This window comes from Streptosporangium sp. NPDC000239, from assembly GCF_040300765.1.
Taxonomy (GTDB): Bacteria; Actinomycetota; Actinomycetes; order Streptosporangiales; family Streptosporangiaceae; genus Streptosporangium.
Genome location: NZ_JBEPEI010000022.1, coordinates 39,259 through 56,346 on the forward strand (window position 1 = coordinate 39,259; position 17,088 = coordinate 56,346).

The 17,088-nt window shown below is 70.1% G+C and carries 20 protein-coding genes; 10 read left to right on the forward strand and 10 right to left on the reverse strand.

What is annotated here, in order from left to right; translation table 11 throughout:
- Window positions 1-126: 126 nt before the first annotated feature.
- Window positions 127-990, forward strand: a complete 864-nt coding sequence (locus ABT340_RS36160) for a class I SAM-dependent methyltransferase (protein ID WP_352015413.1) — start codon at window positions 127-129, stop codon at window positions 988-990.
- Between the two features lie 6 nt (window positions 991-996).
- Here ABT340_RS36160 and ABT340_RS36165 read toward each other — a convergent pair whose 3' ends face one another.
- Genes ABT340_RS36165 through ABT340_RS36175 form a run of 3 tightly spaced genes read right to left on the reverse strand, consistent with a single transcriptional unit; the run spans window position 997 to window position 2,860 of the window.
- Window positions 997-1,755 (reverse strand): hypothetical protein, encoded by a 759-nt coding sequence (locus ABT340_RS36165; protein ID WP_352015414.1) that lies wholly within the window; start codon window positions 1,753-1,755, stop codon window positions 997-999.
- Window positions 1,752-2,102 carry a PadR family transcriptional regulator gene (locus ABT340_RS36170; RefSeq protein ID WP_352015415.1) on the reverse strand — a complete coding sequence of 117 codons (351 nt, stop codon included), beginning with the start codon at window positions 2,100-2,102 and terminating at the stop codon, window positions 1,752-1,754. Before ABT340_RS36170 ends, ABT340_RS36165 begins: the two co-directional genes overlap by 4 nt.
- A gap of 14 nt (window positions 2,103-2,116) precedes the next feature.
- Window positions 2,117-2,860: a CPBP family intramembrane glutamic endopeptidase gene (locus tag ABT340_RS36175; protein WP_352015416.1), complete on the reverse strand. Its 744-nt coding sequence runs from the start codon at window positions 2,858-2,860 to the stop codon at window positions 2,117-2,119.
- 170 nt (window positions 2,861-3,030) lie between these two features.
- Here ABT340_RS36175 and ABT340_RS36180 point away from each other — a divergent pair, with 170 nt between their 5' ends.
- Together ABT340_RS36180 and ABT340_RS36185 are read left to right on the forward strand one after the other, a co-directional pair.
- Window positions 3,031-3,633, forward strand: a complete 603-nt coding sequence (locus ABT340_RS36180) for a dihydrofolate reductase family protein (RefSeq protein ID WP_352015417.1) — start codon at window positions 3,031-3,033, stop codon at window positions 3,631-3,633.
- A 210-nt stretch (window positions 3,634-3,843) separates the two neighbouring features.
- A complete protein-coding gene (locus ABT340_RS36185) occupies window positions 3,844-4,062 on the forward strand; it encodes a hypothetical protein (protein WP_352015418.1) in 219 nt (72 codons plus the stop codon).
- A 51-nt stretch (window positions 4,063-4,113) separates the two neighbouring features.
- On the opposite strand, the gene ABT340_RS36190 is transcribed toward ABT340_RS36185, so the two are convergent.
- On the reverse strand, window positions 4,114-4,716 hold the full coding sequence (locus tag ABT340_RS36190) for a TetR/AcrR family transcriptional regulator (protein WP_352015419.1): 603 nt from the start codon (window positions 4,714-4,716) through the stop codon (window positions 4,114-4,116).
- Window positions 4,717-4,807: 91 nt separating this feature from the next.
- Here ABT340_RS36190 and ABT340_RS36195 point away from each other — a divergent pair, with 91 nt between their 5' ends.
- Window positions 4,808-5,629, forward strand: coding sequence for a class I SAM-dependent methyltransferase (locus tag ABT340_RS36195; RefSeq protein WP_352015420.1), 822 nt, complete (start codon window positions 4,808-4,810; stop codon window positions 5,627-5,629).
- A 131-nt stretch (window positions 5,630-5,760) separates the two neighbouring features.
- Here the strand turns inward: ABT340_RS36195 and ABT340_RS36200 are convergent, their stop codons facing one another.
- Window positions 5,761-6,168 carry a hypothetical protein gene (locus ABT340_RS36200; RefSeq protein ID WP_352015421.1) on the reverse strand — a complete coding sequence of 136 codons (408 nt, stop codon included), beginning with the start codon at window positions 6,166-6,168 and terminating at the stop codon, window positions 5,761-5,763.
- Window positions 6,169-6,342: 174 nt separating this feature from the next.
- On the opposite strand from ABT340_RS36200, the gene ABT340_RS36205 reads away from it, so the two are divergent.
- Together ABT340_RS36205 and ABT340_RS36210 are read left to right on the forward strand one after the other, a co-directional pair.
- Window positions 6,343-7,848: an alpha/beta fold hydrolase gene (locus ABT340_RS36205; RefSeq protein ID WP_352015422.1), complete on the forward strand. Its 1,506-nt coding sequence runs from the start codon at window positions 6,343-6,345 to the stop codon at window positions 7,846-7,848.
- 286 nt (window positions 7,849-8,134) lie between these two features.
- Complete coding sequence (locus ABT340_RS36210) at window positions 8,135-8,644, forward strand: DinB family protein (RefSeq protein WP_352015423.1); 510 nt, start codon at window positions 8,135-8,137, stop codon at window positions 8,642-8,644.
- Between the two features lie 31 nt (window positions 8,645-8,675).
- Here ABT340_RS36210 and ABT340_RS36215 read toward each other — a convergent pair whose 3' ends face one another.
- Window positions 8,676-9,797 (reverse strand): IS630 family transposase, encoded by a 1,122-nt coding sequence (locus ABT340_RS36215; protein ID WP_352015424.1) that lies wholly within the window; start codon window positions 9,795-9,797, stop codon window positions 8,676-8,678.
- A gap of 83 nt (window positions 9,798-9,880) precedes the next feature.
- Complete coding sequence (locus ABT340_RS36220) at window positions 9,881-10,672, reverse strand: SDR family NAD(P)-dependent oxidoreductase (protein WP_352015425.1); 792 nt, start codon at window positions 10,670-10,672, stop codon at window positions 9,881-9,883.
- Between the two features lie 54 nt (window positions 10,673-10,726).
- Here ABT340_RS36220 and ABT340_RS36225 point away from each other — a divergent pair, with 54 nt between their 5' ends.
- Window positions 10,727-11,080 (forward strand): ArsR/SmtB family transcription factor, encoded by a 354-nt coding sequence (locus ABT340_RS36225; RefSeq protein ID WP_352015426.1) that lies wholly within the window; start codon window positions 10,727-10,729, stop codon window positions 11,078-11,080.
- Window positions 11,081-11,127: 47 nt separating this feature from the next.
- On the opposite strand, the gene ABT340_RS36230 is transcribed toward ABT340_RS36225, so the two are convergent.
- Window positions 11,128-11,811, reverse strand: coding sequence for a YoaK family protein (locus ABT340_RS36230; protein WP_352015427.1), 684 nt, complete (start codon window positions 11,809-11,811; stop codon window positions 11,128-11,130).
- Window positions 11,812-12,200: 389 nt separating this feature from the next.
- Here ABT340_RS36230 and ABT340_RS36235 point away from each other — a divergent pair, with 389 nt between their 5' ends.
- Window positions 12,201-13,208, forward strand: coding sequence for a sporulation protein (locus ABT340_RS36235; protein WP_352015428.1), 1,008 nt, complete (start codon window positions 12,201-12,203; stop codon window positions 13,206-13,208).
- A 205-nt stretch (window positions 13,209-13,413) separates the two neighbouring features.
- On the opposite strand, the gene ABT340_RS36240 is transcribed toward ABT340_RS36235, so the two are convergent.
- Window positions 13,414-13,683, reverse strand: a complete 270-nt coding sequence (locus tag ABT340_RS36240; RefSeq protein ID WP_352015429.1) for a GlsB/YeaQ/YmgE family stress response membrane protein — start codon at window positions 13,681-13,683, stop codon at window positions 13,414-13,416.
- 412 nt (window positions 13,684-14,095) lie between these two features.
- Here ABT340_RS36240 and ABT340_RS36245 point away from each other — a divergent pair, with 412 nt between their 5' ends.
- Window positions 14,096-14,872 (forward strand): GNAT family N-acetyltransferase, encoded by a 777-nt coding sequence (locus tag ABT340_RS36245; protein ID WP_352015430.1) that lies wholly within the window; start codon window positions 14,096-14,098, stop codon window positions 14,870-14,872.
- Window positions 14,873-15,236: 364 nt separating this feature from the next.
- On the forward strand, window positions 15,237-16,616 hold the full coding sequence (locus ABT340_RS36250; protein WP_352015431.1) for a glycoside hydrolase family protein: 1,380 nt from the start codon (window positions 15,237-15,239) through the stop codon (window positions 16,614-16,616).
- A gap of 6 nt (window positions 16,617-16,622) precedes the next feature.
- Here the strand turns inward: ABT340_RS36250 and ABT340_RS36255 are convergent, their stop codons facing one another.
- A complete protein-coding gene (locus tag ABT340_RS36255; protein ID WP_352015432.1) occupies window positions 16,623-17,075 on the reverse strand; it encodes an Lrp/AsnC family transcriptional regulator in 453 nt (150 codons plus the stop codon).
- Between the last annotated feature and the right edge of the window lie 13 nt (window positions 17,076-17,088).

The following is a 17,088-nucleotide window of genomic DNA, read 5'->3' on the forward strand; positions in this document are numbered from 1 at the left end:
TGATCCCGTATCATCATCCGGCCGTTACATTAAATTAATTTTCAACTGATATGATGGAAACAATCACCCGGACACGCGCCTAGCATCGTCGTTCAACGGCTTGGAAACCGCGAAAGGAAACAGCCGATGAACGACGAGCACAGCCAGACCGCGCTCATGGCGGCGGCGGCCCGCGCCGCCCATCTGGTGGTCGACCGAGCACCCTTCATTTTCGAGGACACCCTCGCCGAGGCTCTGCTGAGCGACCGGGCCGAGGAGCTGATCGGCTACCACCGCGCCTACGGAGAGCACCTCATCCTGTCCGGTGTCCGCGCGCAGGTCACCACCCGTAGTCGGTACACCGAGCTTCGGCTGGCGGAACTGGCCGGGCTCGGGCTGAGGCAGTACGTGATCCTCGGCGCGGGGCTGGACACCTTCGCCAACCGTTCACCGCTGGCCCGCGAGGTGACGGTCTTCGAGGTCGACCACCCCGCCACCCAGCGCTGGAAGCGCGGCCTGCTCGCGGCGGCGGGCCTCGCCCCGCAGGACGGGCCGGTCTTCGTGGAGACCGACTTCGAGGCCGACGACCTCGTCGAGCGGCTCGTCGCCCAGGGGTTCGACCCTTCGGAACCCGCCCTGGTCAGCTGGCTCGGCGTCAGCATGTACCTCACCGCCCAGGCCGTCGGCACCACGCTCACGGCGGTCGCCCGGCTGGCTCCCGGCAGCGAACTGGTCATGGAGTACGCCCTGCCGCCCGCCCTGTGCGACGAGACCGCGACCGCCTTCGGCCAGATGGCCATGGCCGCGGCGGCGGAACGCGGCGAGCCCTGGCTGAGCTTCTTCACCCCCGAGGAACTGTCCGCCACGCTCGCGGAGCACGGCCTGACGGTCGCCGAGCACGTCGGCCAGCGGGAGGTCGCCGATCCGGAGAGCTGGCTGAGCAACGAGAGGCTGCTGCCGCCGGAGAACTGCCGCCTGGTCCGCGCAGTGGTCCCGGCCCCCGCCGCGTGACCCCTCCTACGGTGCCCGCCGGCTCCCGCCGTCGCCGTCGCGCTCGTCGCGGCCCCCGCCGCGCGACCTGCTGAACAGCCACAGCACCGCCACCACGGCCGCCACCCCCAGGGTCGCACCGGTGAACAGGCCGAACAGGGTGTCGAGGCCGTCGAACTCCCCGATCTCATCCTTTCCGACGACCAGCACGAGCACCGTGAACACGACCTCGGCCACCAGGAGGACGCCGACCAGGGCGTAGAACCTCGGGCTGAGGAAGAAGCCCCGCCCCGGCCCCCGTGGCGGGGCGCTCAGCTCGGCGGCCGGTCCCAGACTGGCGGCCCTGGGACGCTTGAAGTACTCGAACCACACCCACGTCCCGCACGGCTCCCAGCCGTCGGGGGCGAGCGATTCGACGACGCCGGAGCGGCGCGTCTCCCTGCGGTACTCCCACTGCTGGGGGTGCTCGGGGTCGCGGACACTGACGAACATGCCCTTGACGTCGACCTTCTCGACCTCCCAGCCCTGCGCGCCGTACTCGTTGAGCATCTTGACGTCGTGGAACAGGTCGGCGGTCCAGCGCCAGGTCTGGGCGCCCTCGACGGGCGGGGCCGAGGCGCCGGTCAGTTCGGCGGCCAGCTCGTCCGCCGGGCCGAACTCCTCCTCGGGGTCGCCACCGCTCTCGGCGAGGTAGGCCCGCAGGTCGGTGACGGTCGCCTCGACCCGGTCCGCGGGCATGCCCGCCTCGGTCATCGCGGCGGTGAGCCGCTCGAAGTAACCGTTCATCGTGACACCTCCTCCGCACCGCCCCTGCCGAGTACGGCGCGCACGGACTCGTCGAAACTCAGCCAGAGACCGCTCTGCTCGGCGAGCGTCCGCCTACCCTGGTCGGTGAGCCGGTAGTAGCGGCGTCCCGGCCCGCGCTCGGTGACCCGGAACTCGGCGGTGACCAGCCCCGCCTCCTCAAGCCGGTTGAGCACCGGGTAGAGGGTGCCGCCCTTGATCTGCCCCAGGCCCGACTCGGCCAGGTCCTTGGCGATCTCGTAGCCGTAGTTCTCCCCGGACGTCAGGCTGGCCAGGACCAGCAGGTCGAGAACGCCCTTGAGCCAGCTCGCACGTCGGTCGCTCGTCACGGTCGCGATCCTACCTATGCCGCTTCCCTGACCAACTCGGTCCGCTGCCGCCTGGAGAACGTGAGGGCGAACAGGTCGATCATCGCGTGGACCAGGATCGGCAGGAGCAGGTCGCCGGTCCTGAAGTAGAGGAAGGTCAGGCTGAGGCCGGCCACGGCGACCGGGACCATGCCGCGCCAGCCCTGGTAGAGGTGGCCCGCGACGAACACCGCGAGCGCGAGCCCCGCCGCGACCTCCCGGCTGAGGCCGAAGGCCTCCGTGCCGACGGCGATGAGCAGCCCCCGGAAGACGATCTCCTCGGTGATGCCCGCGGTCACCGAGAGCCCCGCGGCGTACCAGCGCTCGGTCCTCGTACGCGGCAGCAGGTGGCTGACGGCCTTCTGCTGGAGGGCGGCCTGAGCCGCCTTGGACGTCTTGACCCCCCTGGCCGCCGCCCACCTGCGGGCGATCGAGACGACCGTCATGGTGAACACGGCACCGACGACCATCCCCAGGGTGGTGTCCGGCGGCCTGTTGATCACCAGGCCGATGTCCGCCAGGTCGAGGTTCGGCTCGATCGCGACGATCACCAGCGCCACGGCGGCCACCGCCCACAGTTCGGCGCTCCAGATCGTGAGCATCCTGCGGTAGACGCCGGGGTCCTCGTCACGGGTACGGCCCAGCCGGTCGTAGGTGTGCTTGCCCGTCAGAGGGCTGACGACGGCCAGATAGACGACCAGTACGGCCGACAGCCCAAAGGCCAGAGGGGTGAACGACATGGGGGAACCTCCGCTAAGTGCTTCGCTACCTAAACGGTAGAGCAACCTAGTTAGGAATACAACCTAGGTTGCGATGGCCACTTTCCACCGACAAATTGAGTTGTCTTGACAGTCCAAATCGTCGGCAATAGCCTGTGGCGGGACGAGAGCACATCGAAGGAGCGAGACCCATGCGCATCGTGATCAGCGAGTTCATGAGCCTGGACGGCGTCGTGCAGGCACCGGGCGGCCCCGAGGAGGACACCGACGGCGGCTTCACCCACGGCGGCTGGTCACACCCGTTCTTCGACCCCAAGGTCGTCGGCGGCTTCTTCGACGAAGGGCTGTCCGCGGCACAGGCGTTGCTGTTCGGGCGTCGCACCTGGCAGACGATGGCCGCGGCCTGGCCGGAGCGCGGCGGCGACCCGTTCGCCGACCGGATGAACTCCATCCAGAAGTACGTGGTCTCGCGCACCCTCCGCGACGACGAGCTGACCTGGGAGAACACCAGCCTCCTGCCCGGTGAGGAGGCCGTGGCCCACATCAGGAAGCTGCGCGAGCAGGACGGGGGCGACCTGCTGGTCATGGGCAGCCCCACACTGGCGCGCACCCTCATCGGTGAGGGCCTGGCCGACGAGCTCAGACTCGTCGTCATGCCGGTGATCCTCGGCGGCGGCAAGACGATCTTCCCCGGCGACGGCGCGCTGCGCGCCTTCGACCTGGTCTCCCTGGTCACCGCAACCACGGGAGCGCAGGTGTGCGTCTACCGCCCGGCCGTATCCGCGACCGCGTGACCGTTTGACCGCGTCCCCGGCGTCCTCTCAGGACCGCCGGACCGGTGTGATCGCATGACCGGCACGACCGCCGGATCGGTGTGACCGTGCGACCGATGATCGGTGTGACCGGGGGAAACCGGTCTCACCGGGACGGCGAAACACAGCAGCCCTCCCCGGATGCCGTCGGAGAGGGCTACTGCTTTTACGCCTACGGTGACAGAAAGGACCGTGACCCCGGGGGAAGGCGGCCGGGCCCTACCGGGGAGTCTCTACCAGCGCCGCCCGCGACTCGGCGAGGACGGCGGCCGCCTTGAGGTCGCCTTCCTCTCCGAGGGCCCGTCGCCATCCGCGACACCGAAGCCCCCCGACCAGACCCCCTACGTCGTACGCGCCGACGTCTGGGACGCCTTCATCCACGGCGCCGAAAACGGCGAGTTCGACTTCTGATCTCCGGTTCGGAGACGACGCCCATGAACCAGGCGAACAACGGTCGCCGGTTCACAGCAGGCGTCTCTGTATGACGTCGGCGAGGACGGCGTTCACGACCCTGCCGACCTCCTCGGGTCCCGGGGCTGTTCTCCCCCGGTCGGCGAACAGCAGGTGCCCGGCGCCGACCAGGGAGAGCGCGAGCGCGTCCGCGTCGGCGTCCACCGCGATGCGGCCCATCTCGCGCTCCTCCCTGAGGTAGCCGGCGACCATGGTCGCGGCGTCCGTCAGGACCGGGATGCCGGGAGCCGGTCGGTCCTGACGCAGCCGGGCGCGTAGTTCGTCGCGGAAGATGACGAGCCCGACGATCCCCACGGCGACCGGGTCGAACAGGTCGACCAACGCCCCGGTCAGGTTGCCCGCGACGTCTCCGGTCCCGGCCGAGTCGCGCAGGGTCGCGGCCTGACCCTCAAGCCGGGTGACGCGGTCCCGGACGAGGTCGGCGAGGAAGGCGTCGAAGTCCTCGAAGTGCCGGTGCAGGACCCCCTTGGCGACACCCGCCTCCGTCGTGACGGCCCGGCTGGTCAGGCCGTTCGCCCCGTCCTGGAGCAGGACTCGCTCGGCGGCGTCGAACAGCTGCTGCCGTACGTCCCGAAGGGCCACCCCGGTCGGCATCTCCGGCCCCTCCTTCTCCTCGAACCCTTCTTCGCTTACCGCGAACCGTAACCCGATTGTCGAGTGGGCATGTGCCCACTATGGTGGGCGCATGCCCACTCTAATGCGAGAGCAACCGGAGCCCCAGCGGAACGAAGCCCATAAGGCCAGGCAGATGGCCGAGTCGTTCGGCGTCGACGCCGAACGCTACGACCGTGCCCGGCCCGCCTACCCCGACGCCCTGGTGCGGCGGATCATCGCCGACAGCCCCGGCCCCCACATCCTCGACGTCGGCTGCGGCACCGGCATAGAGGCCCGTCAGTTCCTGGCGGCCGGGTGTGAGGTGCTGGGGGTCGAGCCGGACGTGCGGATGGCCGAGTTCGCCCGCCGTACCGGGGTCGAGGTCGAGGTCGCGACCTTCGAGGACTGGGACGCGGCGGGCCGTACCTTCGACGCGGTCGTCGCGGGGCAGTCCTGGCACTGGGTCGATCCGGCCGTGGGCGCGGCCAAGGCGGCGCGGGTGCTGCGCCCCGGTGGCCTGCTCGCGGTGTTCGCCCACGCCTACGACGCGCCGCCCCCTGTCGCCGAGGCGTTCGCCACGGCCTTCGGGAAGGCCGTGCCCGACTCGCCGCTCGGCGCCGCGTCACCGAAACCGGCCAGGGACGTCTACCGGACGATGTTCACGACGTTCGCCGACGGCATCAGGAAGGCGGCCGTGTTCGGCGAGCCGGAACAGCTGCGGTTCGACTGGGAGCACCACTACAGCCGTGCCGACTGGCTCGACCTGCTCCCCACCACCGGCGTGCTCACCCGGCTCCCCCCGGACAGGCTGGCCGAGATCCTTCAGGACGTCGGAGCCGCCATCGACGACATCGGAGGCGGTTTCACCATGACCTACACCACGATGGCCGTCACCGCGTCCCTGTCCCCCTGAGCCGTATCCAACCGCCCAGGAGCCGTTCGGGGTTTGGATCATGTGGTCGTGGTTCAGCCACGTGATCGAGCCTCGAAGGCGGAGTCCGGCCTTGGCACCGCCGTCCCGGCTCTGACTGAACGGCGTCGGGCCTAGGCCTCCTCGCATGCGATCTCGGGCGGGCAGTTGGCCTTCACGCCGCCGAACCTGACCCGGGTACCGCCAGGCACGCTCAGCCGGTAGTCGGCGCCGCAGTCGCCGCCCCCGCATTCGTAGTCGATGGCCATGCGGTGCTCGCTCCACGACTCGGCGTGGCGCTTGGGGCCGGTCCAGCGCAGCCTGCGGTCGACCACGACCTCGCCCGCAGACCCGGTGACCACGGTGATCGTCACCGGGCCGCTGGAGTCGACCTCCATCTCGTCTCCGGTCAGTCGGTACGTGGTGCGGGTGGTCTCCGAAGCGGGCACGATCGGCTCGCGGCTGTTGCTGTGGATCAGTACCGCGCCCCCGGCGATCGCGGCGGCGGCCAGCAAGGTGGTGACTCCGAGGATCTTCTTCATGCCTCAAAGGTAGGAACTCGCGGCTCCGGCGAACGATGGTGCTGCGTTCCCACTTGAGGGTGGTGCTGGTATCACCTCCGAACCGGGGGCCATCGCCATCCGCCGCGCGGCGGGGGAGAAGTTCATCCGTTGGTCCCATGCCACGCCACGATCGGGACTTCTAGCGTCAGGACCATGTTGCACGCACACCGCTGGCTTGCCACTGCCATCGCAGGGCTGGCCATGCTTCCCGGACTCCCCGCCCACGCCGCCTCGACCGCTCCGACCTGGTGTCCCACGGTCCCCGGTCACCAGGTCGAATGCGACACCGTCAGCCGCCCGCTCGTCCAAGCCGACCCGGCGCTCGGTACCGTCGACGTCGCCTACGCCCTCATCCGCCGGTCCGCCGTCTCGGCCCCGGCCGCCGGCACCATCGCCGTCAACCCCGGCGGGCCCGGTAACGCGCCCATCCCCCTCACCGGCTTCTACACCGCCCTGCTCGAACCGCTTCTCACCGACCACGACCTCCTCCTGGTCGATCCGCGGGGCACGAACGCCTCCGGCGCCCTGAACTGCGGCCTCACCCTCGACACCCTGGCCGGACGGGCCGCGGTCCAAAGCGCCGTCGCACGCTGCGGTGCCGTACTCGGCCCTCGAAGCCGCGGCTACACCGCCACCGCCGTCAGTGACGACATCGACGCCGTCCGCGCACGCATCGGCGTCGAACGCCTCCATCTCATCGGGCAGTCCTACGGCACCTACCTCATGCAGGTCTACGCCCGCCGCCACCCCAGCCGCGTCGCGTCCATCGTTCTGTCCGGAGTCCTACCGGTCGACGCCGACCCGCTCCAGGGACCGGGCGCCCGCGCCTTCCCCGGCATGCTGCGCGCCGTCTGCGAACGCAGCGCCGGAGCGTGCGACGCCGACACCGCCGTCGCCGATCTGCGGACGTTCGCCACCCGCCTCCGCGCGCGTCCGGTCACGCTCGTCGTGCCCGACCCCGGTGGCGGTGCCAGCCGTACGGTGACCTTCACCGAGGGCATGCTGGCCGGCCTGGCCCTGCAGAACGCCGCCAGCAGCAACCGCGGAAACCCCGCCACCATCGGGGTGATGGGCCGCTTTCCCGCCATGCTGCACGATGCCGTACGCGGTGACTACGGACGGCTCACCGCCTTGGCCCAGCGCCTGTGGCCCGGGCGTGGCGGCGACATCAACGAATCGACGGCCTCCGCCATGGGCTGCAACGACTTCCCCGTGCTGTGGCGGCCCAACGCACCGTTGGCGCAACGCGCACGGCAGTACGGCAGAGCGCTGGCGCGCACGGCACCCGGCCGGACCGGGCCCTTCAGCCCCGAGGCGACCGGTTCGGCCCGCTACGGCTTCGGTGACTTCTGCCTGCAGTGGCCGAAGGTGAAGGGCGTACGCCCGTACAGGCCGTCGGGCACCACGCCGGACGTACCGGTGCTGCTGCTCTCCGGCGATCTGGACGCCAACACACCCGCCACGCAGGCGGCGCAGGTCGCCCGATCATTCACCCGCACCCGCCAGATCGTGCTGCCCAACCTCGGCCATCTGGTGGACTTCGAACGCAGCGGCTGCGTCACGGGCCTTGTCTCCCGGTTCGTCCGCACCGGCGACCCCGGTTCCACGGCATGCGCCGCTCTGATCCCACCCCTCAAGGTCGAACCCGTCACTCCATAGCTCCGACGCCGTTCGGTCAGGGGATTCGAGGCTCGATCACGTGACTGAGATCCCTCAGACCCCGAACAGTTCCTAGTGCCGTGACCGGGAAGGTTTGCCGGGTGGGCGGGTGCAGAACGACGTGGCGCCGATCGGCCAGGGGTTGTCGTACCCCCGGTGTAGCGTCCAAGCCGGAGTCAAACCATGTTCTGCGGTTGGCGGAGGCGCGCGGATGACAAGTACGACTGGCGAGGCCGTGGTGGGCGGCGTTCCGGCTCAGCAAGATCCCGGCGCAGGGCGCCGTTCGGTGAACGCTGAACTCGACGCGCTCAAGGGCGCCCTGGACCGCCAGCGCGCGCACGTCCTCGGGATCCTTGAAGGGCTCTCGGAGGAGGATCTGCGGCGGTCGGTGTTGCCCAGCGGCTGGAGCTGCCTGGCGTTGCTGCGCCACCTCACCGTGGATGTCGAACGCTTCTGGTTCCCCGGAGTGATCGCGGGCGAGCCGGATGTGGCCGGACAGCTCGCGGCAGGCGCTGAGGCGCACTGGCACGTGCCCGAGGGGATGAGCGCCGAGGAGGTCTTCGCCGACTACCGGGCGGCCATCGCACGCGCAGACGTCGTGCTCGCCGCCGCCAACCTGGAGCAGGAGCCCGCCGTGTGGCCCGTGGACATCTGGCCGGCCTGGCGGCTGCCCGACGTACGCCGCATCCTCATCCATGTGCTCACCGAGGTCGCCTGCCACAGCGGTCACTTGGACGCGGCACGCGAACTGATCGACGGCACCACCTGGCTCGGCGGCAACCCCTACGCCGGATAGTCCTCTGACCCAGTGAGGGGCGTCGGAGTCTTCAGGCCGCGGCGGCGAGGGCGCGTCCGCCCCAGCGGATGCCCTTTTCACTTCGGATGCGGGCGCGTTCACGTCGTTCGGCGGCCAGGACGTCGCGGTGGCGGGCATTGGCGTTACGCCAGCGCAGGTAGGCGTGCAGCGCCCGGGTCTGCACGGTGTGGTTGGGATGGCTGGAGTTGGCGATGGTGAACTGCCGCAGCGGTCCGAAGTGAGCCTCGATCAGGTTGGCCCAGGATGCGTAGGTCGGGGTGAAGCACAACTCGACCTTGCTCTTCTTCGCCCAGCGGCGGATGTCGGCGCCTTTGTGGGCGGACAAGTTGTCCAGGATCACGTAGACCGGGGCGCCGTCGGGCCGGGCGGCCCGGATCGATTTCAGCGCGGCCAAGGTGTTCGCGGCACCCTTCTTGCGGCGGTTGACTCCCCACAGGGTGTCGTCGCCGATCGGATAGCACCCGTGGAAGTAGTGGACCCCGTGGGTGCGGTGGTAGGTCGCGGGGCGCCGCTCGGGCCGGCCTTGCTCGGCCCAGCACGACCCTGAGGTGGGCCGGATGCCGAGCGGTCCGAACTCGTCGAATGCGAAGACCCGGTCCGGGAAGCGCTCCAGCACCTCCTCGATGCGGTCCAGCTTGATGTCGCGCTCCGGATCGGGCGGCTCCTTCCATGTCTTGGTCCGCTGGAAGGTGACGCCGCGGCGGGCGAGCAAGCACCGTAACGCCTCGCGGCCGATCCGGATGACACGGCCGTGCACTCTCCGCAGGTAGGCGACGAGTTTGCGGATGGACCAGCGGGTGAAGGGCTGGCCGAGCTTGGTCGGGCGGGTGGTGGCCGTCTGTACGACAAAGTCCTCATCGTCAGGGCTCAACAGGCGGGGACGGCCTCCCGCCCACCGAGGGTCCAAGCAGGCCAGCCCGATCTCGTTGAACCGGTGGATCACATCCCGCACCCTGTCCTCATCGGCCTGCACCAGTTTCGCGATCACCGGCACCCGATTCCCGCCGGCCGACGCCAGCAGCATCATCGCGCGCCGGTAGCGCACCGAACTGGTGCTGCCGCGGCGCACGATCTGCTGCAGCTTCTGACTCTCCTGGTCGGTCAGTCTGCGTACATGGACAGGTTCTGCCACCACGCCCCCAGCAGTCGGCGCGGACATCACCGTGCATCCAACCGCCCGGACGCCCACCCCGGCGAACCTTCCCGGTCAGAGCACTAGATGAGGTCCAGGCCGCCGTCGACGGTGAGGACCTGGCCGGTCAGCCAGGTCGTGGCGGGATCGGCCAGACGCAGGATCCAGGTGGCGACCTCTCCGGGTTCGCCGCGACGACCGAGCGGGATGCGAGCGGCCTCGTCCTGCTTGATCTGCTCGACGACGGTCTCGGGCAGGCCGGCGGCGGCCAGGGCCTGGCTTTCCGTGGGGCCGGGGGCCAGGGCGTTGACGCGGATGCCGTCCCCGGCCAGTTCCAGGGCCCAGCTGCGGGTGAGCTGTTCGAGGGCCGCCTTGGAGGCGGCGTAGTGGGCGGCCCCGGGCAGGGGCCGGTGGCCGTAGGTGCTGGAGACGTTGACGATCGTGCCGCGCCCCTCACGCAGGTACGGCAGGGCGGCCCCGGCGAGCAGGCTGGGCGCGGTGACGTTGAGGGCGAACAGGTCCGTGATGCCTTCGGCGGTGACCTCGCCCAGGGGCGTCACCATGGTGGCTCCGGCGTTGTTGACCAGGACGTCCACCCTGCCCCACAGGCTGACGGAGGCGTCGACGACCTTCTGGGGCGCGTGCGGGTCGCGCAGGTCGGCGACGTGCACGGCGATCCCCGGATGACCGGCGGCGGTCTCCTCCAGTGACTGACCGCGGCGGGCGACGCCGAGCACGTTGGCACCGGCCTGGGCGAACGCCCGGGCGGTGGCGCGGCCGATGCCGGAGCCCGCGCCGGTGACGATGACCGCCCTGCCGGTGAAGTCCGCGTTGAGGTGTGCCCTGAGATCCGCGTGTGGCCGGTCGTTCCCCACAATCCCCCCATTGTTCGTCGTTCGTGAAACATCGAACAAGTTAGCATGGTGACTGTGAGACAAGCGCGACATCCCGGACTTGAGGAAATGAGCCTCGTGGCGGTGATGGGCGCTCTCAGCGACCCGATCCGCGTCGGCCTGGTGCGGGTGCTGGCCGACGGGCGCGAACGGGGCTGGGGAGAACTGCGCGCGCCCGTGGCCAAGTCGACGCTCAGCCATCACCTACGCGTACTGCGCGACGCCGGCCTCACCCGGACCCGCCAGGAGGGCACCCGCTGCTTCGTCGAGTTGCGCCGCGACGACCTGGACGCGCGCTTCCCCGGACTGCTTGATGCGGTGCTGGGGGTGGCCCGCGCCGACGACGTCGGCGCGCACGTCGGCGTGGCCGACGACCCCAACCACGCCTGAACCCGTACGGCTGAGCGGCCCGTACCCGGAAACGTCCGACGGCCGGTCTACCGGGGGCGGGAGGCCAGGGTCACGGCGGTGAGGAGGACCAGGGCGACGGCCAGGACCGGGACCGGGCCGAGGTTCAGGAAGAGGACCGCGCCGGTCAGGGCGCCGGTGAACAGGGCGGTGATCGAAACCGAACGGCGTAGCCCGGCCCGTTCCGGTGGGTCGGCGGCCAGGAGGGTGAGGGTGCTGGTCAGGACGGTGATGGTGACCAGGTCGGGCACCGCGAGACGACGTGCCGCGGCGTTCTGCAGGCCCATGCCGTACCCCAGCAGGGCGATCAGCGCCGCCCGGACGCCGGCCGTACGGTGGCCCGCCAGCAGGGCGACCACGAGGGTCACCGCGACCAGGAGGGCGTGCACGGCCGTGAGGACCGTGAACTCCCGCCGCGCCCGCGGCATCCACCGGGCCAGGCGTCCGGTGCTCCAGGCCCCTGCGGTGAAGACCGCCACGGCCAGGGGCGGCGCCCAGACCGACAGCTGTGGGTCACCGGCCAGGGCGAAACCGAGGAAGGCCACGTTGCCGGTCATGTTGGCGACGAAGACCCGGCTCAGCCCGAGGAAACTGAGCGCGTCCACGAGTCCGGTCGTGACGGTCAGCACGACCAGCAGGGCGGGCAGCACTCCGTGCCGGTTCGCCCCGGGAACGAACAGCAGGTCGGAGACCCACCGCAACCCGCCCCTCACGACCGTCCCCGCGTACGGCTCCGCGCCCCCACGACGCCGTTCATCCCCGAACTCCCCATCGCCGTGCCGACGTGAGACGGTTCCTACCCGCGAAGGCACCCGGACCCAACGCGAGGAGACGCCGCCCGCGCAACCGTCGTCGGAAACCGCCCGACCGGCTCGCCGTACCGGCCACGGCCCTGAGGACCACCGCACCGCCTTCGTCAGAGATCCCCGACCGGCCACGACCCCGAGGACCACCGCGCCGTCCTCGTCGGAAACCGCCCGACCCCGCTCCGGGGCGCGGCGGGCTGAGGTGGCCTGATCCGGTCTCCGGGAACTCCGGTGGTGACGCGGCCGTTTGGCCGAATGATCACATCTCACAGGCATCGGTAGCAGGAGAGGAAGCCGTGATCTTCAAACGGATGCTGGGAGCCTTCGGTGTCGGAGGTCCCTCGGTGGACACGGTTCTGGCCACCCCGCGTGTACAGCCGGGCGGGACGCTGCACGGCGAGGTGCGCATCAAGGGTGGTGACTTCGACGCCGAGATCGAGTACGTCTCGCTCGGCCTGGTCGCCAGGACCGAGTCCGAGCACGGCGACGGGGAGTACGTGGGGCTGGTGGAGTTCCACAACGTCTCGGTCTCCGGGCCGTTCTCCCTGCGCACCGGTCAGGACAGGGTGATCCCCTTCCAGATCACCGTCCCGTGGGAGTCTCCGCTCTCGGAGATCGGCGGGCAGCACCTGCACGGCATGGCCCTGGGGGTGCGCACCGAGCTGTCCATCGCCGCCGCCGTCGACAAGGGCGACATGGACCCGCTGGCGATCGAGCCGCTGGCCTCCCAGGAGGCGGTGCTGCGGGCCTTCTCCCAGCTCGGGTTCCACTTCAAGAGCGCCGACCTGGAGACGGGCCACATCCGTGGCGTCCACCAGCAGCTGCCGTTCTACCAGGAGATCGAGTTCTATCCGCCGCCCGCCTACTCGGGGCGGATCAACGAGGTCGAGCTGACCTTCGTCACCAACCCCGGCGGGTTCGACCTCATCCTGGAGGCCGACAAGCGTTCGGGCGGCCACAGCCACGGCGGAGACTCCTTCGCCCACTGGCAGAGCGACCACCACGGGGCGCCGCACCGCGACTGGGCCGGTGAGATCAACAACTGGCTCGCCGCCCTGTCCCACGGCGGTCACGGTGGCTTCTCCGGCCATCACGACCCCTACGCCCACGGCGGGTACGGCGGGCACCACGACGAGTACCACGGCGGCCATCATGGTGGTCACCACGGCGGCCACCACGGTGGGGGTCCCGGCTGGGGCACGGTCGCGGCGGCCGGAGCGGCCGGTCTGGTCGGTGGTTTCGTCGCGGGCGAGGTCGTCGAGGAGATCTTCGAGGGCGACGACGAGGGCGAAGGCGACTGGTAGGACCGCCGCCCGGCCTGGACGGGCGGTACGGCCTCGAACGACCTCGTCCGGGTTCGGATGTGCCCTGCCATACGGCCTTGGACCGCCTCAGCCGGTCGGCCTCGGATGTGTCCGGCCGTACGGCCTCGGGTCCAGGTGGCGAGACGTGATGTGGCCCCCGCCCTGACACGGGCGGGGGCCACGTCTGTTCTCGTGGAAGGGGCGGCTACGACCGGCGCCTGCCGTACTGGCCTGCGGCGAAGGCGACGCCGACCGCGGCCAGGGCGATCTGGATGATGAGCTCGATCCAGTCGACCCCGCGGGTGCTGGCCACGCCGAGCACGGTCGCGATCGCCGTGCCGATCAGCGCGGCGATGACGCCGATCACGACGGTGAGCCAGACCGGGATGTTCTGACGGCCGGGAACGACGAGTCGTCCGAGGACGCCGATCACAAGACCGACGACGATTGCGGAGATGATGCCGGTCACTGCCATGGTGCGCACACTCCTGTGAGCTGCCTCCGACCGGGGGGTGGAGGCGGTCAACCTGACGTCGCGTCAACGACCGGGCGCCCCGTCGCGGTTCCCGGAGTTCTGAGCGCCGCCCCGTGAGGCGGCGGCGCTCAGAAGGTCATCAGGAACTCGTAGACGTTCAGCAACGTCATCAGGATCCACAGAGCGACGGCGGGAAACCGGGCGCGTCTCCACCAGAGACCACCCCCGCCAGACAGAACCACGATGTTCTCTCCCTCGATCGCGGCCCCCCTCCTACTCTGCCCGATGCGCCCGGGGTTCGGGGGCAACGTCACGCAAAGCCACGCCGGGTTCCCTCCCGCCCGTGTCCGTCTCCTGAGAGCGATTTCCCGGGCCCCGCGTGTGCTCCGCCCCTCACCGGTACGCTCGGGGTATGATCCGCGACCTTTTGAACGTCTATGACCAGCAGATGCGCGGTGTCCCTCTCAGACCCCCTTCCGGTGTCTCCCACGAGCAGGACGGTCCGGTGCTGCGGGTCGTCGGCGAGCACCGGGGGCTGGTGACCGGGCCCCGTGACCTGGGGATCGAGGGCGCGGCTCTGGACACACTGATCGCCAGGCAGCGCGACTACTTCGCGGCGCGCGGTGAGGCGGTCGAGTGGAAGACCCGGGGGCACGACCACCCCGAGGACATCGTGGAACGGCTGGTGAAGGCCGGTTTCCACGCCGAGGAGACCGAGACGGTCATGATCGGCCTGGTGTCCGAGACGGCGGCCGAGCCGGTCCTGCCCGCCGGGGTCGTCCTGCGGGAGGTCCACGACCTGGCCGACCTGCGGCGTATCGCCGCGATGGAGTCCGAGGTGTGGGACACCGACATGGGGTGGCTGATCGACGACCTCTCGGCGCGGCTGACCACCGCGCCGGACGACATGACCGTGCTGGTCGCCGAGGCCGACGGGCGGGTGGTCTCCGCGGCGTGGCTGGTCTACCGGCCGGGTACGGAGTTCGCCTCGCTCTGGGGCGGTTCGACGCTGGCCTCCTGGCGCGGCAGGGGCATCTACCGGGCGCTGGTCGCCGAGCGGGCGCGCAGGGCGGCCTCACGCGGGGTGCGTTATCTCCAGGTCGACGCCTCCGACGACAGCAGGCCGATCCTGGCCCGGCTCGGCTTCCACGCCGTCACCACGACCACCCCCTACGTCTGGGCCCCCTGACGCCGGTCGGCGGGAGATCGCCGAGAGCGCCTCGTGGGCGGTCAGCCGGTGCCCGGTCGCGGCCGGGTGGTCGCCGTCGTCGGCGAGCAGGGCGGTTCGCCCCTCCCCGCCGGGGGCACGTACGCTGCTCCCGCCTCCGTCAGGTTCTTCTAAGGGTTTCGTGCACCAAGACGGCGTGCGGTGACTTTCCTCACTCCTCACGTTATCCATGAGGTCCAACCCCAGGTCAGGCCGTACGGCACGGCGGCGATCACCGGGACCGGCATAACGCTTGCCTGTGAACCATCTCCCGCTTTCTCCGCTTAACCCACGACCATGGAACGCTCTGGACAAAGCGAACAGTGAGTGTCGGATGGAGACCAAGGTGTCATCGGGTAACGCGGGATCGACGTGGCGTCTCCGCGGCCGGGCGATCGCCTCGGCCGCCGCGATCGTCGCTGTGACGCTGGTCGCGGCGGCCTGCTCGACCGGCGGGGAGGAGGGCCCGGCGACCCCCGACGCGCAGCGGTTCAGCGCCGCTCCCGAGGCCTCACCCGTCAAGATCGCCAAGCCTCCGTCGGTCGACCCCGGATGGCCCCGCTGGGGCTTCACCCACACCGGGGTCAGCGCCAACAACATCACCGAACGGTTCGAACGGGACGTGAGCCGGGCGCTCGCCCCGACTCCGCTCCTGCAGAACCAGCACATCATGGGCTTCGGCGCGCTCAACCCCGAGCCCCACCCCGGGGACTACTACTGGGAGGACCTCGACAGCCGGATGAACCTCATGCGGCAGTCCGGCGGCACCCCCGTCATCACGCTCTGCTGCGCGCCCGACTGGATGAAGGGCGGCCCCCAGGGACCGACGGAGGAGTCCGCCTGGAAGGAGCACCTGGAGGACGCCCCCTACCCCGAGCACTTCGACGACTTCGCCGAACTGAGCGCGGCCGTCGCCGCGAGGTACCGCGACGTCAAGTACTTCATGGTCTGGAACGAGCTCAAGGGGTTCTGGAAGGACCACTCCAAGCCCGCCGACTACAAGGGCTACACCGAGCTGTACAACAAGGTCTACGACGCGGTGAAGAAGGTCAGGCCCGACGCCAACATCGGCGGGCCGTACATCGGCTTCGACACCAACCGTGAGGGCGACTCCGAGCTGCGAGGGCCGTGGGGGGTCGTCAACCAGAACGTCCTGGACGCCTTCGACTACTGGTACAAGAACAAGAAGGGCGCCGACTTCGTCGTGGTGGACGGCGCCTCGCTGACCGACGCCCACGAGATGCTGCCCGACGCCTTCGGCGCGCTGGGCAAGTTCAGCGCGGTCACCTCCTGGCTGCGGAAGAAGACCGGGGACATGCCGATCTGGTGGTCGGAGTGGTACTTCGTCCCCGAGGACGGCACCTCGTGGCCCCTGCCCAAGCGGCTGGCCGTACAGGCGGCCTCGATGATCGAGTTCGCCAGGAGCGGCGCGGCGACCGCGCTGTACTGGAACCCGCAGGCCAAGAGCGACCCCTGCGACGGCTGCATGTGGGACCCGAAGACCGGCGCCCTGCTGCCGACCGGCAATCTGGTGAACGACTTCGCCAGGTGGTTCCCCGCCGACGCCAAGCTCCAGGACGTCACCTCCTCCGACCCCGCGGTCCGGGTGCTGGCCCAGCCCCGGCAACTGGTGATGGTCAACACCACCGAGGAGAAGGTCGACGCGACCGTGGACGGCAGGAAGGTCACCCTCCAGCCCTACGAGGTCAAGTGGAGCGCCCGCTGACCCGGGTCATTCGAGACGGGTCGGCGGGGTGTGGACCTGCTGGAAGATCACCGAGGTCTTGAAGCCGACGATCTCCCGGCGTTTGCTGAGGCGGTCCAGCAGGAAGGCGTGCAGGTGCTCCAGGTCCTGCACGGCGACGTGGAGCAGGAAGTCCTCGTCCCCCGCCACGACGAAGACGCTGAGCACCTCGGGCAGCGCCGCCGCCGCGCGCTGGAAGGTGTCGATGACCTCCCGGCTCAGCGGCCGCACCCTGACGGAGATCATCGCCTGGGTGGTCCGGTTGAGCGCCGCCGGGTCGATGTCGGCGTGATAGCCGCGGATGACGCCCCGGCGGGTGAGGGCGCGGACCCGTTCCAGACAGGTCGAGGGGGCGACGCCGAGCTGTCTGGCCAGTTCCCTGTTCGACTGCCGCGCATTCGTTTGGAGCAGGCGCACTATCTCCGAATCAAGTTCGTCCATGCGTGGATCATCA

Bases quoted from the DNA above. Each gene is read 5' to 3' on its own strand.
- ABT340_RS36160 (WP_352015413.1), top strand. From the start codon at position 127: ATGAACGACGAGCACAGCCAGACCGCGCTCATGGCGGCGGCGGCCCGC.
- ABT340_RS36165 (WP_352015414.1), bottom strand. From the start codon at position 1,755: ATGAACGGTTACTTCGAGCGGCTCACCGCCGCGATGACCGAGGCGGGC.
- ABT340_RS36175 (WP_352015416.1), bottom strand. From the start codon at position 2,860: ATGTCGTTCACCCCTCTGGCCTTTGGGCTGTCGGCCGTACTGGTCGTC.
- ABT340_RS36180 (WP_352015417.1), top strand. From the start codon at position 3,031: ATGCGCATCGTGATCAGCGAGTTCATGAGCCTGGACGGCGTCGTGCAG.
- ABT340_RS36190 (WP_352015419.1), bottom strand. From the start codon at position 4,716: ATGCCGACCGGGGTGGCCCTTCGGGACGTACGGCAGCAGCTGTTCGAC.
- ABT340_RS36195 (WP_352015420.1), top strand. From the start codon at position 4,808: ATGCCCACTCTAATGCGAGAGCAACCGGAGCCCCAGCGGAACGAAGCC.
- ABT340_RS36200 (WP_352015421.1), bottom strand. From the start codon at position 6,168: ATGAAGAAGATCCTCGGAGTCACCACCTTGCTGGCCGCCGCCGCGATC.
- ABT340_RS36205 (WP_352015422.1), top strand. From the start codon at position 6,343: ATGTTGCACGCACACCGCTGGCTTGCCACTGCCATCGCAGGGCTGGCC.
- ABT340_RS36240 (WP_352015429.1), bottom strand. From the start codon at position 13,683: ATGGCAGTGACCGGCATCATCTCCGCAATCGTCGTCGGTCTTGTGATC.
- ABT340_RS36245 (WP_352015430.1), top strand. From the start codon at position 14,096: ATGATCCGCGACCTTTTGAACGTCTATGACCAGCAGATGCGCGGTGTC.
- ABT340_RS36255 (WP_352015432.1), bottom strand. From the start codon at position 17,075: ATGGACGAACTTGATTCGGAGATAGTGCGCCTGCTCCAAACGAATGCG.